11 protein-coding genes and 1 pseudogene are annotated in these 13,875 nt (G+C 73.4%); 4 read left to right on the plus strand and 8 right to left on the minus strand.

The features are described 5' to 3' along the window. Nucleotides 1-218: 218 nt before the first annotated feature. Nucleotides 219-1,319 (minus strand): winged helix DNA-binding domain-containing protein, encoded by a 1,101-nt coding sequence (locus OIE75_RS02255; protein WP_329469263.1) that lies wholly within the window; start codon nucleotides 1,317-1,319, stop codon nucleotides 219-221. After that, nucleotides 1,316-1,738 carry a VOC family protein gene (locus OIE75_RS02260; protein WP_329469265.1) on the minus strand — a complete coding sequence of 141 codons (423 nt, stop codon included), beginning with the start codon at nucleotides 1,736-1,738 and terminating at the stop codon, nucleotides 1,316-1,318. The genes OIE75_RS02255 and OIE75_RS02260 overlap by 4 nt, the downstream gene beginning before the upstream one ends. Before the next feature lie 143 nt (nucleotides 1,739-1,881). On the opposite strand from OIE75_RS02260, the pseudogene OIE75_RS02265 reads away from it, so the two are divergent. Then, nucleotides 1,882-2,292, plus strand: a pseudogene (locus OIE75_RS02265) (helix-turn-helix transcriptional regulator); the annotation flags it as partial. Between the two features lie 6 nt (nucleotides 2,293-2,298). On the opposite strand, the gene OIE75_RS02270 reads toward OIE75_RS02265, so the two are convergent. The 5 genes from OIE75_RS02270 to OIE75_RS02290 form a co-directional block, all read right to left on the minus strand. Next, nucleotides 2,299-3,510 (minus strand): Cmx/CmrA family chloramphenicol efflux MFS transporter, encoded by a 1,212-nt coding sequence (locus tag OIE75_RS02270; protein WP_307017685.1) that lies wholly within the window; start codon nucleotides 3,508-3,510, stop codon nucleotides 2,299-2,301. Nucleotides 3,511-3,612: 102 nt separating this feature from the next. Then, nucleotides 3,613-5,916, minus strand: a complete 2,304-nt coding sequence (locus OIE75_RS02275; RefSeq protein ID WP_329469267.1) for an FdhF/YdeP family oxidoreductase — start codon at nucleotides 5,914-5,916, stop codon at nucleotides 3,613-3,615. Between the two features lie 46 nt (nucleotides 5,917-5,962). Next, entirely contained in the window at nucleotides 5,963-6,481 is a 519-nt protein-coding gene (locus tag OIE75_RS02280; RefSeq protein WP_329469270.1) for an SRPBCC family protein, read from the minus strand. After that, nucleotides 6,478-8,994, minus strand: a complete 2,517-nt coding sequence (locus OIE75_RS02285) for an ATP-dependent Clp protease ATP-binding subunit (protein ID WP_329469272.1) — start codon at nucleotides 8,992-8,994, stop codon at nucleotides 6,478-6,480. Before OIE75_RS02285 ends, OIE75_RS02280 begins: the two co-directional genes overlap by 4 nt. 129 nt (nucleotides 8,995-9,123) lie before the next feature. Next, nucleotides 9,124-9,774, minus strand: coding sequence for a CatB-related O-acetyltransferase (locus OIE75_RS02290; RefSeq protein WP_307009189.1), 651 nt, complete (start codon nucleotides 9,772-9,774; stop codon nucleotides 9,124-9,126). 136 nt (nucleotides 9,775-9,910) lie between these two features. Between OIE75_RS02290 and OIE75_RS02295 the strand changes: the two genes are divergently transcribed. The 3 genes from OIE75_RS02295 (at nucleotide 9,911) to OIE75_RS02305 (ending at nucleotide 12,351) form a co-directional block, all read left to right on the plus strand. After that, nucleotides 9,911-11,119 (plus strand): MFS transporter, encoded by a 1,209-nt coding sequence (locus OIE75_RS02295; RefSeq protein WP_307009191.1) that lies wholly within the window; start codon nucleotides 9,911-9,913, stop codon nucleotides 11,117-11,119. Nucleotides 11,120-11,201: 82 nt separating this feature from the next. Next, nucleotides 11,202-11,783: a sugar O-acetyltransferase gene (locus OIE75_RS02300; RefSeq protein ID WP_329469275.1), complete on the plus strand. Its 582-nt coding sequence runs from the start codon at nucleotides 11,202-11,204 to the stop codon at nucleotides 11,781-11,783. 10 nt (nucleotides 11,784-11,793) lie between these two features. Continuing rightward, the gene (locus OIE75_RS02305) at nucleotides 11,794-12,351 is read left to right on the plus strand and encodes a TetR/AcrR family transcriptional regulator (protein WP_329469276.1); all 558 of its coding nucleotides are present in this window, start codon (nucleotides 11,794-11,796) and stop codon (nucleotides 12,349-12,351) included. Between the two features lie 50 nt (nucleotides 12,352-12,401). Here the strand turns inward: OIE75_RS02305 and OIE75_RS02310 are convergent, their stop codons facing one another. After that, a complete protein-coding gene (locus OIE75_RS02310; protein WP_329469277.1) occupies nucleotides 12,402-13,700 on the minus strand; it encodes a YeeE/YedE family protein in 1,299 nt (432 codons plus the stop codon). Between the last annotated feature and the right edge of the window lie 175 nt (nucleotides 13,701-13,875).

The raw sequence follows: 13,875 nt of genomic DNA on the forward strand, positions 1-13,875 counted from the left end.
GGCGCCGACGCCACCGTCGGGATGCGGCTGCACGACGTCCGGCCCGGGGAGAGTCATCTGCTCTGCCCTGCCGGCCGGGACCCGGCGGAGGAGCCCGGCCGGGCCGTGCGTGAACTCGTCACGCTCGCCAACGGCGCCGTGGTCCCGACGACGTCAGCTGCGTGGTGGCCCACGTCGTGGCGGCCTGACGACGGGGCGCGGCACCGGCCGCCGGCCGCTCAGGGCGGTGCCGCGCCGACCCGGACCCGGTCGCCGTCCCCGTCGGAGAGGAAGGCCGCCAGGGCCCGCCCCTCCTCGGCGACCTCCGCGCGGTCCGTCCGGGAGAGGCGGCGCAGCGGGGTGACGCTCACCGTGCCGTCCTCGACGGCCCAGGTCGCGGAGACCCGGCCGTCGACCAGGACGACGCGGGCTCCGGCGACGGACAGGCCCCGGTGCTCGTCGTCGATGATCCGGCTCCGGTCCTGGTAGCCGAGGATCACGTTGTCGAACGCCGGCAGGAACCGCACCGGGGCGGGGGTGCCGGGATCGGGGCGCGGGGCCTCGGGGAGGTCCAGCAGTTCCCGGCCCCGTTCGTCGCGGAAGGCGACCAGTTCCCCGCGTACGGCGGCGACCGCGGCCGGCAGTCCGGCGAGGCCGCACCAGGCGCGCAGGTCCGCCGAGGCGGCGGGGCCGAACGCGGCGAGGTAGCGCCGTACGAGCGTCTCCCCGACCGGGTCGGTGCCCGGCGGGGCCGGTGGGTCGGCGTCGCGGCCCAGCCAGGCGGTGAACGGGGCGTTGCGCACGCCCGCCCGGGTGCGCCACAGTCCCCGCGGGGGCAGCTGCACCATCGGGATCAGCGCGGCGACCAGCATCTCCCCCAGGGCCCGGGGTCCCGGTTCCGGCCAGCGGTCGGCGAGCGCCCGCGCCAGGTCACCCATCGAGCGGGGCTCGCCGTCGGACATCACGGCCCGCCCCGCCGCCGCCAGCTCGGCCAGGTCGACCCCGTCGAGTTCGCGGCGGTAGGTGCCGAGGACGCGGCCGCGCAGCATGGCGTCGTGGCGGGGCCGCCAGGCGAGGGCGTCCTCGGCGGTGACGAGATGGACCGTGCGCCGCATGAGGTGGGTGCGCACCACCCGACGCCCGGTCAGCAGGTCGGAGAGCACCGCGGGCCGGAAGCCCCGCAGCCGCGACCAGAGCCCCACGAACGGTTCCTGCGGCTCCTGCGCCTGGAGGCCGCCCAGGTGCGCGACGGTGTCCAGGACCGGGGCGTCCGCACGGTCGAGCAGCAGTTGCCTGGCGAGGGTCGCGCGGCCCAGTGCCCGGGCGTCGAGCACCCTCACGCCTGGTACCCGCTCACGACGTCCAGGACCCAGGTGACGCCGAAGCGGTCGCGCAGCATGCCGTAGAGCGGCGCCCACTCGGCGGGTGCCAGGGGCCGCAGCACGGTCGCCCCCTCGGCCAGCCTCTCCCAGTACGCGCCGATCTCGTCGGCACCGTCGCCCCGGAGCGAGACGAAGAAGGCGTTCTCGCCCTGGTTCCACGGCAGGCCGGAGGGCACGTCGTAGGCCATCACGCACGGGCCGTCGGCGGTGGACACCTGGCCCCACATCACCTGGTCCGCCTCGGCGGGGTCCTGGACGCTTCCGGCGTCCTTGTACGTCACCACGGCCACGTCACCGCCGAACGCGGACGCGTAGAAGGTGAGGGCCGCGCGGGCGTCTCCCCGGAAATTCAGGTGGGTCACTGCTCTGACGGACACGATGGGCTCCTCGCCTGTCGCCAACACGGTCGGACGCCCCACGTCGGTGGGCCCGCCCCGGGGACCCGTTCGGATCCCGTGGTTCCCACTCTGGAACAGGTAGCGGTCAGGTTGTGGCCGCTATCCGGGGCAGCATGGCGGGCATGCAGAAAACCTCCGCCCGGCTGCTCTCGCTGCTCTCGCTGCTCCAGGCGCGCCGGGACTGGCCCGGCGCGCTGCTGGCGGAGCGGCTGGGCATCAGCCCGCGCACCCTGCGCCGCGACGTGGACCGGCTCCGCGAGCTGGGCTACCCCGTCAGGGCGGTCAAGGGCCCCGACGGCGGCTACCGGCTGGACGCCGGCACACATCTGCCTCCACTGCTGTTCGACGACGAACAGGCGGTCGCGCTCGCCCTCGCCCTGCGCACCGCCGCCGTCACGGGGGCCGGCATCGAGGACGGTGCGGCACGCGCCCTGACCACCCTGCGCCAGGTCATGCCCGCGCGGCTCCGGCACCGGATCGACGCCTTCCACGTCACCGCCGTCGAGCGGTCCGCCACCGGGCCGGATCCCCGCGGCCGGTCACGCCCGCTGCCGGCTCCGCTCCGCGCCCGCAAGCTCGGCGGCCGGGGAGCCCGCCACGATGCGCGACCTGCTGTGCAGGCGCAGCGAGACGGCGACGAAGCCGATCGCGACGACGGTCATGGCCGCGCCCGCCCAGGCGGTGGCGGCGTATCCGAAGTCGGCGTCGATCACGGTGCCGCCGAGCCAGGGGCCGCCGGTGTTGCCGAGGTTGAACGCGGCGGTGGTGGTCGCGCCCGCGAGGGTGGGCGCGGCGCCGGCGACGTTGAACATGCGCGCGTTGAGGGCCGGCGCCGTGTAGAACGCGGAGACGCCGAGCAGCAGCGAAAGGACGATCACGGCGGCCGGGCTGGACGCGAACAGGGCCAGCGCGGCCAGCAGTACGGTCGAGGCGGTGATGCCGGAGAGCAGGACGCCGAACAGGTGCGCGTCGGCGACCCGGCCGCCGATCGTGGTGCCGATCAGCGCGCCGACCCCGAACAGCGCCAGCACGGTGGGCACCCACCCCTCCGCGAGCCCGGCCACGTCGGTGAGCAGCGGCGACAGGTAGGAGAAGGCGCAGAACACGCCGCCGGCGGCGAGCGCGGTCACCACGATCGACAGCCAGACCTGACGGTCTCGGTAGATCGCCAGCTCGCCCCTGAGCCGGGGGCGGCGCTCGGGCAGCGGGATGCGCGGGATGAGGGTCACCACACCGACGAGGGCGACGGCGGAGGCGGCGCCGACCGCCCAGAACGCGGACCGCCATCCGAGGTGTTCGCCGAGGAAGGCGCCCGCGGGGACGCCGAGCACGTTGGCGATCGACAGTCCGCCGATCATCACGGCCATCGCACGGGCCCGGCTGGTGACCGGCACCATCGCGATGGCGACGGCGGCGCCCACGGCCCAGAAACCGGCGCAGGCCAGCGCGCTGACCACCCGGGAGACGAACAGGATCTCGTACGACGTCGCGAGCGCGCCCGCGACCTGGCCGACGCCGAACACCGAGATCAGCGCGATCAGCGTGGTCTTCCGGGGCAGCCGCAGGGTCGCGACCGCGAGCAGGGGCGCGCCGACCACCATGCCGATCGCGAACGCCGATATCAGCAGACCGGCCTGCGGGATCGACACGTCCATGTCCTCGGCGATGGGCGGCAGCAGCCCGGAGAGCATGAACTCGCTGGTGCCGAGCGCGAAGACGGAGAGGCCGAGGATGTAGACGGCGAGCGGCATGCGGGCGGCCGCGGTCCGTGCGGAAGATACGGGCATGACAGGTGCCAACGAAGCGGTGGATCATGTCATTCCCGCACGGGCGGCCGTCTCAGCATGCGGCGGTCAGGTCCCCGTGGGCGCCGCCCGTTCCAGTCTGACGAGGACGGCCTTGGAGGTGGGCTGGTTGCTGATGTCGGCCACGCTGTCCAGTGGGACGAGGACCTGGGTCTCCGGGTAGTACGCGGCGGCGGAGCCGCGTGCCGTCGGGTACGGGACCACCTCGAACCCCTCGGCGCGGCGCTCGGCGTCGTCGTGCCAGACGCTCACCAGGTCGACCCGGTCCTTCTCGGCCAGACCGAGGGCGGTCAGGTCCGCCGGGTTGACGAGCACCACGCGGCGGCTGCCGTGAATGCCCCGGTAGCGGTCGTTGGGCGTGTAGGGGACGGTGTTCCACTGGTCGTGGGAGCGCAGGGTCTGCAGCAGCAGGTGGCCCTCGGGGACGTACGGCATCTGGCAGGCGTTGACGGTGAAGCGTGCCTTGCCGGTGCCGGTACGGAACACGCCCTCGTTGACCGGGTTCGGCAGCCTGATGCCGCCGGGGCGCGCCACGCGCCGGTTGAAGTCGTGCAGGCCCGGCACGATCCGGGAGATCCGGTCGCGGACGGCGCCGTAGTCGGCCTCGAACTCCTCCCACGGCAGGCCGGCGCGGCCGTCCTCGAGGGTGCGGCGGGCGAGCCGGCACAGGATGGCGACCTCGCTGAGCAGCAGCGGGGACGCGGGCTTCAGCCGTCCCCGGGAGGTGTGCACCTCGCTCATCGAGTTCTCCACGGTGACGAACTGCTCGCCGCCGGCCTGGTGGTCGCGTTCGGTGCGGCCGAGGGTCGGCAGGATGAGCGCGGTGTCGCCGCAGACCGCGTGGGACCGGTTGAGCTTGGTGGAGATGTGGGCGGTCAGGCGGCAGCGCCGCATCGCGTCCTCGGTGACCGCGCTGTCCGGGGCGGCGCGGACGAAGTTGCCGGCGACGCCCAGGAAGACCTTGACGCGGCCCTCGCGCATCGCCCTGATGGTGTTCACCGAGTCCAGGCCGTGGGCGCGCGGCGGATCGAAGCCGAACTCGTCGCGCAGGGCGTCGAGGAAGGAGTCGGGCATCTGCTCCCAGATGCCCATGGTGCGGTCGCCCTGGACGTTGCTGTGACCGCGCACCGGGCAGGCGCCGGCTCCGGCCCGGCCGAGGTTGCCGCGCAGCAGCAGGAAATTGACGATCTCCCGGATGGTGGGAACGCCGTGCTTGTGCTGGGTGACGCCCATCGCCCAGCAGACGACGACCCGTTCGCTGCGCAGGACGTCGTCGCGGACGTCCTCGATCTCGCCGCGGGTCAGCCCGGTCGCGGTGAGCACGTCCGCCCAGGAGACGCCGCGCGCGTGCTCGGCGAACTCCTCGAAGCCGCTGGTGCTGTCGCGGATGAAGTCGTGGTCGAGGACTTCGCCCGGGCGGGCGTCCTCGGCCTCCAGGAGCAGCCGGTTCAGCGCCTGGAAGAGGGCCAGGTCGCCGCCGGCGCGGATGTGGAGGAAGCGGTCGGCGATCTGTACGCCGCGTCCGATCACGCCGCTGGCCTTCTGCGGGTTCTTGAACCGCATCAGTCCGGCCTCGGGCAGCGGGTTCACGGCGACGACGCGGGCGCCGTTGCGCTTCGCCTCCTCCAGCGCGGACAACTGCCGTGGGTGGTTGGTTCCGGGGTTCTGCCCCACCAGGAAGATCAGATCGGCGTGGTGGAGGTCCTGGAGGCTGACCGTGCCCTTGCCGGTGCCGAGGGTCTCGTGCAGGGCGAAGCCGCTGGACTCGTGGCACATGTTGGAGCAGTCGGGCAGGTTGTTGGTGCCGAAGGCGCGGGCGAACAGCTGGAGGACGAAGGCGGCTTCGTTGCTGACCCGGCCCGAGGTGTAGAAGACCGCCTCGTCGGGGGTGCCGAGCGTCTTCAGCTCGTCGGCCAGCAGGCCGAGGGCGTCGAACCAGCTGATGGGCTCGTAGTGGTCGGAGCCGGGCCGCTTGACCATCGGCGCGGTGAGCCGTCCCTGCTGGTTCAGCCACAGGTCGGAGCGGTCGGCCAGGTCGGAGACCGGGTGCGCGCGGAAGAACTCGGCGGTGATCCGCCGGGTCGTCGCCTCGTCGTTGATGTGCTTGGCGCCGTTCTCGCAGTACTCGTTGCGGTGCCGGTGGCCCGGGGCGGGATCCGCCCAGGCGCAGCCCGGACAGTCGATGCCGCCGACCTGGTTCATCGTCAGCAGGTCCACCGCGGTCTCCTGCGGGCCGGCCTGCTCCAGGGAGTACTCCAGCGCGTGCACCACGGCGGGGACACCCGCGGCCCACGTCTTGGGGGGCGTGACCTTCAAGTCGTCCCTGGGGTCTTCCCTGGGGGGCTTCTTCATCCGAGGATCGCCTCTCGTTCCCTGTTCGTCCTGTGCCCTACGGCATTCAGCCCACCGGCCAGCCCGCGACCCGGCTCCTCGGCGGTTCCGGCTCCTGCGGCCGGACCTGGCCGCCCCGGATGGTTCCCCGCCAGCCCCCGCCTGCCTGTCCGTGGCCCTCGATGAACGTCCCGAAGTTCGCCAGCTCCCGGCGCACCACCCGGCGCGTCGCCCCGGGCACGGCGGCGAGCAGGCCGAGGGGGCCGCGCGGCTCGACCCACAGGCGCACCGTGATGGCCGTACGCCCGTCACCGGCGGCCCGGAACCGCACCTCGCCCCGGTGGCGGGGCCGGCGGCCGAGGCCGCGCCAGACGAGGTGCGAGTCGGGCACCTGCTCGACGATCTCGATGGCGAACTCGCGGCGCACCGGCCCGCGGCCGACCACCCACAGGGTCAGGGCGGGCCTGACCTGCTCGACCCGGAGCACGGTGGCGGTGAACCTCGGGAAGCTCTTGAACTGGGTCCACTGGTCGTAGGCGGCCCGCACCGGTACCGCCACCTCGATCGTCTCCTCGACGGCGGTCATGCCTCGTCCGCCTTCCCGGCCCCGGCGGCGTCGCCCTTGGTGACCGTGCAGTGGAGGGAGTCCTGGACCACGTCGGCGACGATGGTGTCGCCGGGATCGGCCTCGCCGCCCAGCAGCAGGTCGGCGATGCGGTTGTCGAGTTCGGCCTGGATGGTGCGGCGCAGCGGGCGGGCGCCGAACTCCGGCTGGTGGCCGTGGGCGATCAGCAGCTTCTTGGCGGCCTCCGTGACCTTCAGGGTCATGCCCTGCGCGTGCACCCGCCGCTCGCTCTGGGCGAGCAGGTGGTCGACGATCCGGGAGAGATCCTGCTCGGTGAGGCCGTGGAAGACGATGATGTCGTCGATGCGGTTGAGGAACTCCGGCAGGAACCTGGTCCGCAGCTCCTCCATCAGCTCGTCCTTGAGGTCGGAGACGTCGCCCTTGTGGTCGAGGATGCGGTGGGCGCCGATGTTGGAGGTCATGATGACGACGCAGTGCCGGAAGTCGACGGTGCGGCCCTGGGCGTCGGTGAGGCGCCCGTCGTCGAGGATCTGGAGCAGCGTGTTGAAGACGTCGGGATGGGCCTTCTCCACCTCGTCGAACAGGACCACGCTGTAGGGCTGCCGGCGGACCTTCTCGGTGAGCTGGCCCGCCTCCTCGTAGCCGACGTATCCCGGGGGCGCGCCGACGAGGCGGGCGACGGTGTGCTTCTCCTGGAACTCGCTCATGTCGAAGCGGACCATGCGGCTCTCCTCGCCGAACAGCAGCTCGGCGAGGGTCTTGGCCAGCTCCGTCTTGCCCACGCCGGTGGGACCGAGGAAGAGGAAGGAGCCCACGGGGCGGTTCGGGTCGCCCATGCCGGCCCGGTTGCGGCGCACGGCCCGGGAGACGGCGCCGACGGCCTCGTCCTGACCGACGATGCGGGCGTGCATCTCCTCCTCCAGCCTGAGCAGCCGCTCCTTCTCGCCGGCCGTCAGCTGGGAGACGGGGATGCCGGTGCGCCGGGAGATCACGTCCGCGATGTCGTCGGCGGTGACCGAGACGACGCCCTCGCGCCGCTCCTCGATGCCGGCGAGTTCGCCCTCCGCCTCGGCGATCTGGCGCTTGAGGGCGCCCGCCCGGTCGTAGTCCTCGGCGGCGACGGCCTGCTCCTGTTCGCGGCGCAGCTCGGCGATGCGGTCCTCGCGGCCGACGACCTCCGTGGAGCGGGCGGCGCTGCGCAGCCGCACCCGGGCGCCCGCCTGGTCCATGACGTCGATGGCCTTGTCGGGCAGGAAGCGGTCGCTGACGTAGCGGTCGGAGAGTTCCGCCGCGGCCGCCAGGGCGCCGTCGGCGAAGCGGACCTGGTGGTGCGCCTCGTACGCGTCCCGCAGACCTTCCAGGATCTGCACCGTCTCCTCGACGCTGGGCTCCGGCACCATCACGGGCTGGAAGCGCCGTTCGAGGGCCGCGTCCTTCTCGACGTACTTGCGGTACTCGTCGATGGTGGTCGCGCCCACCACGTGCAGCTCGCCGCGCGCGAGGGCGGGCTTGAGCATGTTGCCGGCGTCCATCGAGCCCTCGCCGGTCGCGCCGGCCCCGACCACGGTGTGGAGTTCGTCGATGAACAGGATGATCTCGCCGCGGGCCTGCTGGACGTCCTCGATGACCTTCTTCAGCCGCTCCTCGAACTGTCCGCGGTACTGGGCGCCCGCCACCATGGCGGACAGGTCGAGCGCGACGACCCGCTTGTCCTTGAGGGTGTCCGGGACCTCCCCGGCGACGATGCGCTGGGCGAGGCCCTCGACGATCGCGGTCTTGCCGACGCCCGGTTCGCCGATCAGCACGGGGTTGTTCTTGGAGCGGCGGGACAGGATCTCGACGGTCTCCTCGATCTCCTCGGCCCGTCCGACGACCGGGTCGAGCTTCCCGGCCTTCGCCTCCTCCGTCAGGTCCCGCCCGAACTCGTCGAGCGTCGTGGCCGGCTGCCGGGTGCCGTTCTCACCGGGGGCGGCCTCCGCGCGGCCGGCCTGCTCCGTCAGCCCCGCCAGCTTCGTGACGTCCTGGCCCTCCGCGCTCAGCAGCCGGGCCGCGCCGCTGTCGCCGCCGTCGAGCAGCGCGCCGAGGATGTGCTCCGGGCCGATGTAGGAGACGCCGGCCGCCTGGGAGCGGGCGTAGGCGGTGGCGAGGGTGCGTTTGGCGGCCGGGGTGAGGCCCGGTTCCGCGGACGGCTCGACCGCCTCACGGGGCAGCACCTCGGCGATCTGGGACCCGAGGGCGTCGGGGTCGGCGCCGGCCCGGGCGAGCAGGCCGCGGGCGGGCTCGACCTGCGTGGCCGCCCACAGCAGGTGCTCGGTGTCCAGGTCGGACGTCCCGTCCTCCAGGGCCCGCCGTCCGGCCAGGTTGAGCAGTTCCCGTGAGGACTCGGTCAGCAGCCGGCCGATCGGCACGCGCTGGACCGCCGGTGGCGACGAGGCTGGGGACATACCGAAGAAGCGGTTCAGCAGTTCACTGAACGGATCGGACGAGCCGAAACCGAACGACGACATCGACATGACAGCTCCCGGGGCGGTGGCGCGACCACTCCACCGAAACCCGATGCCGGTGGCTCCGCAAACGGAGCGGCGGCGCCGGAGGGGCTGCCCGCTCGGTGGCCGACCTATTCGCGCAGGCCGGGCGCGCGGTCATCCACGCCGGTCGCGCGGAGCCGCCGCCTCCAGGTCCTCGATGGTGCCGGACATGATCGTCCGGACGTGCTCGGTGATGAGTGAGGCGGGCCAGTCCCACCAGGCCACCGCGAGCAGCCGGGCCACGTCCTCGTCGCTGAAGCGGGTGCGCACCAGCCGGGCCGGGTTGCCGCCGACGATGCCGTAGTCGGGCACGTCCCGGGTGACCACGGAGCCCGCGCCGACGATCGCGCCGTGGCCGATGCGGACCCCGGGCATGACGGTGGCACCGTGGCCGAACCAGACGTCGTTGCCGACGACGGTGTCCCCCCGGCCGGGCAGGCCGGTGAGCAGGTCGAAGTGCTCGGACCAGGAGCCGCCCATGCTGGGGAAGGGGAAGGTCGAGGGGCCGTCCATCCGGTGGTTGGCGCCGTTCATGAGGAACCGGGTGCCGGTGCCCAGCGCGCAGAACCGGCCGATCACGAGCTTCTCCGGGCCGTAGTGATAGAGCACGTTGCGGGTCTCGAAGGCCGTCGCGTCGTCGGGGTCGTCGTAGTAGGAGTACTCCCCCACCTCGATGAGCGGGGACTTCACCAGCGGTCTGAGGAGCACCACCCGCGGGTGCTCGGGCATCGGGTGGAGCACCGTCGGGTCTGCGGGCACGGGCATGGCGGTGGGTTCCTCACGGTCGGGGCGGCACGGATCGGTCCCATGATCGCCGCGACGGCGTCGGCACGACATCGGTTTTCGGCAGGGACCGAGAGCGGAGTGTACGTTCGTACGCTTGCGCCTGTAGGCTCCGCGCATGACTGTCGACGTACTGCGCCGGGCCGCGCCGGCCGACCGGCGGGCCCGGGTGGCCGTCGCCGTGCTCTTCTTCACCAACGGGGCGCTGTTCGCCAACCTGTTGCCGCGTTATCCGCAGATCAAGGCGGACCTCGGGATCGGCAACGCCGCCTACGGGCTGGCCGTGGCCGCGTTCCCGGCGGGCGCGATCGCGGCCGGACTCGCGGCCGGGATACTCGTCCGCCGGTTCGGCTCGGCGCGGGTGGCGGTCGGCGGCACGCTGCTGACCGGCGTGGGGATCCTGGCCGCCGGACTGGCGGATTCCGTCGTGGTGTTCGCCGGGGCGCTGTTTCTGGCGGGCGCGATGGACGCGTTCACCGACGTCGCGCAGAACGCGCACGGACTGCGGGTACAGCGGCGCTACGGACGCTCCATCATCAACTCCTTCCACGCCATCTGGTCCATCGGCGCCGTCACCGGCGGCTCCATGGCCGCCGGCGCGATCGCGCTCGGCGTGCCCCGGGGCCAGCATCTGCTCTTCTCCGGCGTGGTGTTCGCGGTGGCGGCCTGTGTGGCGCTGCGGTTCTGCCTGCCGGGCCCGGAGACCGAGGCGGCCGAGGAGGAGGGCGGCGGGGAGGACGCGCAGCGGACGGCGGCGGCCCCGGCCACGGGCGCGCGGATCCGCTACGTGCTGGCGGCGCTCGTCCTCATCGCCACGGCCGGCACCCTGGTCGAGGACGCGGGCAGTTCGTGGGCCACCCTCTACCTGTCCGACTCGCTGCACGCGTCGGTGGCGCTGGCCGCCTCCGGCTATGTCGCCCTGGTCGGGGCGCAGTTCGTCGGCCGGCTCATCGGGGACCGGCTCGTGGACCGGTTCGGCCAGCGCGCCGTGGCCCGCTCCGGCGCGCTGATCGCCGCGGTCGGCATGGGTCTGGCGCTGGCCGTGCCCACGGTGCCCGGGACGGTGCTCGGGTTCGCCGCGGCCGGTTTCGGGGTGGCGACCCTGGTCCCGGCGGCGATGCACGAGGCCGACGAACTGCCGGGCCTGAAGCCCGGTTCGGGGCTGACGATCGTCTCCTGGCTGATGCGCCTGGGCTTCCTGCTCTCCCCGCCGGTCGTGGGCCTGGTCGCCGACGCGACGAGTCTGCGGGTGGGGCTGCTGGTCGTGCCGCTCGCCGGTCTCCTGGTGCTGCTGCTCGCCGGAGTGCTCCAGCCCCGGCGCCGCTGAGCGGCGCCGCCGTACGGGTCGGTCTCGGGTGCCGTAGGCGCGGGAGTGTACGTTCGTACGCTTCAGGGGTACGATCGGGCGCATGCCGACGGACCACTTCGCGGGCGACTCCCGCACGAACCTCGAACGCATGCAGGCGGGCGACCTCTACATCGCCGACGACCCGGAGATCGCCCGCAGGCAGCAGGAAGCCGTACGGCTGGCCGCCCGCTACCAGGCGGCGTACGCGCAGGACGCCACGGCCGCGCGGCCGGTCCTCGCCGAGCTGCTCGGCTCGCTGGGCGCCGAGGCGCACGTACGGCCCCCGCTGTACGTCGACTTCGGCAGCAACATCACGATCGGCGCGCGCACCTTCGTCAACTACCACCTCACCGCGCTGGACGTCGCGGCGATCACCATCGGGGAGGACTGCCAGATCGGCCCGAACGTGCAGTTGCTGACCCCGACCCACCCGCTGGAGCCGGGCCCCCGGCGGGACAAGCTGGAGGCGGCGCTGCCCATCACCATCGGCGACAACGTCTGGCTGGGCGGGGGTGCCATCGTGCTGCCCGGCGTGACCATCGGGGACAACTCCGTCATCGGCGCGGGCGCGGTCGTCACCAAGGACGTGCCCGCGAACGTCGTCGCCGTCGGCAACCCTGCCCGGCCGGTGCGGAACGTGTAAGCCTGCTCCCATGGCAACCGGACACACGGACCCGCAGCGCCGCGAGCGCATCATCGCCGCCACCCTCGACCTGATCGCCGAGGAAGGCATCGCACGCGTCTCCCACCGGAAGATCGCGACGCGCGCGGGGGTCCCCCTGGGCTCGATGACCTACCACTTCAGCGGCATCGAGGAGCTGCTGCGGGAGGCGTTCGGCCGTTTCACGGACCACATCGTCGCCGTCTTCGACGCGTATCTCGGCGTCGCGGCCGACCGCGACGAGGCCCGCGCGGCGGTGGCCGACCTGGTGCACGAGCTGTCGGAGGGCAGCCAGCGGGACCTGATCCTCACCCAGGAGCTGTACACGCTCGCCGCGCGGCAGCCCGCCTACCGCGAGCTGACCCACGAGTGGATGCGGCGCAGCCGGGTGCACCTGGAGAAGCACTTCGACCCGGACACGGCCCGCCAGCTCGACGCGCTGATCGAGGGCCTGACACTGCACCGCGCCCTGGCCCGCGAGCCGCACGGCCGCGACCTCACCCTGGAGGCCGTCGCCCGCGTCACCACCACGGACCGGCGCACCCCGTAGCCGCCCGTGCGGCACGGGCCTGACCCCTGTGCCGCACGGGCCATTCCCGTTCAGCAGACGCCGTCGCCCGGCTTGGGGTTGCCCAGGCCGAACAAGGGACGCAGCTTCAGACCCACCCAGGTGCCCGCCAGGGCGAAGGCGCCCCAGAGCCAGCCGCTGAGGCTGCCCGAGGCGATGCCCGCCAGGTAGGCGCCGATGTTGCAGCCGCCGGCCAGCCGGGCGCCGATGCCCATCAGCAGGCCGCCGAGGACCGCGGCGACCGCCGTGCGCCAGGGGATGCCCCGGTGCAGCGCCCAGGTGCCGCCGACCGCGGCGGCGACGGCCGCGCCGATCATGATGCCGATGTCGGTGAGGCTGGTCTTGTCGGCGAGGACCGGGCCCGCGAGCATCTCGGCGTTGCCGGGCTGCCGCCACCAGGTCCAGTTCTCCGGGTGCCCGCCGAGCGCGCCCACCAGTTCCGAGCCCCACAGGCTGAAGGCGCTGGTGACGCCCCAGGCGCCGCCGGAGACCAGCAGGACACCCGCGCCGAGCACCGCCAGGACGAGGGCACCGGCTGCCAGTGGCCAGGAGCCCCGGACGGCCCGCAGGGCGGCGCCGCGCGCCGAGGGCACGGTGCCGAGCGGCGGCGGATTGCGGCGGGCCTGTATGCGCCGGGTGACCAGGACCACGAGGAGCAGCGCCCCGATGGTGACGGCCCAGGAGCCGAGCCAGCCGATGTGGTCGGAGAGCACGACGGGTTCCCAGGCCGGGAGGTCCTTCCACAGGTCGAACTGCCAGGCCGCCAGCGTGGCGCCCGCGACGAAGCCGCCCAGGGTCAGCACGATCGACGTCTGTCCCGAGCCGACGGCGAAGAGGGTGCCCGAGGCGCAGGCGCCGCCGAGCTGCATGCCGATCGCGAAGAGCGCCGAGCCGGCGAACAGACCGACGCCGATCGGTCCGGCGGACGGGGCCGGCTGGGAGCCGAACAGTCCGGTCCCGGTGCCGATGAGCAGGGCGAACAGGGTGGCCGTGGTGCCGAGCAGCAGGGCGTGGGCGCGCAGCCCGGCGCCGTTGCCGACGGCGATCAGCTGCCGCCAGGCCGACGTGAAGCCGAACCGGGAGTGGAAGAGGGCCACACCCAGACCGAGGCCCAGCAGGAGCAGCACGCCGGGCTTGGCGCCGTGCGCGGACCACACGTAGGCCGTCAGGGCGGCGGCGAGCAGCCCGGACACCACGAGGGGCGTTCGCCGCACCGGCGGCAGGGGCGGCGCCTCGGGCCGGGCGGAGGAGGTGGGAGCGGGGGCGAAGAGGGAGGTGGACGCGCGCGGCGGCGCGGCCGGGGGCGACCCGGCAGGAGGTGCGGTGGTCACGGAAGATCTCCGGGGTGGTGCACGGGGACGGCGGGCGGGCTGGCGGAGGCGGCGCGGATCGTCCGGCCGCTCCGGTCTCAGCGGCGACAGAGGCCGTCGTCGACGCACCACGCCGAGCACGCGAAGAGCGCGAGGCACAGCAGCGGAGCCGAGGCAGACATGCGTGCGAATATAC

Source organism: Streptomyces sp. NBC_01723 (assembly GCF_036246005.1).
GTDB lineage: Bacteria > Actinomycetota > Actinomycetes > Streptomycetales > Streptomycetaceae > Streptomyces.